General features: G+C 61.1%; 1 protein-coding gene. It reads right to left on the reverse strand.

All coding sequences use genetic code 11. The annotated features are described in order from the left end of the window. The coding region (locus tag GTGU_RS23685) for an Ig-like domain-containing protein (RefSeq protein ID WP_038163898.1) at positions 1-427 on the reverse strand (427 nt) is incomplete at both ends.

A 427-nucleotide genomic window follows, 5' to 3' on the forward strand; every position in this document is an offset into this window, starting at 1 on the left:
GCCCTTGATCAGCGGCGTGTTGTCATCGGTGACACTGCCGGAAACCATATTACCCGTGACCGAGCCCGCATCATCAACCACGCTGGTGATGCTGACCTTGCTGCTGTCAGGTGCGGTGAAGTCCAGGATCAGCTCGAAGTTATCCGAGGCAACACCGGTGTTACCAGCCTTGTCGGTGGCAGTCACGTAGAACTGGTGGCTGCCTTCGCTCAGACCTGCGGTCGGCGAGTAGCTCCAGGTGCCGTCAGCGCGTGCGGTGACGGAACCCAGCAGACCGCTCTGATCGTAGATCTTCACGATGCTGCCCGCTTCCGCCTTACCGTTCAGCGTCGGGGTCGGGTCATCAGTCAGGCCATGGTTCGCCAGCGACGACTGGACAGCCCCCACATCGTCAGTTGCGCTGTCGATGGTGGGTTTCATCGGTGCG

It is taken from the genome of Trabulsiella guamensis ATCC 49490 (assembly GCF_000734965.1).
Taxonomy (GTDB): domain Bacteria; phylum Pseudomonadota; class Gammaproteobacteria; order Enterobacterales; family Enterobacteriaceae; genus Trabulsiella; species Trabulsiella guamensis.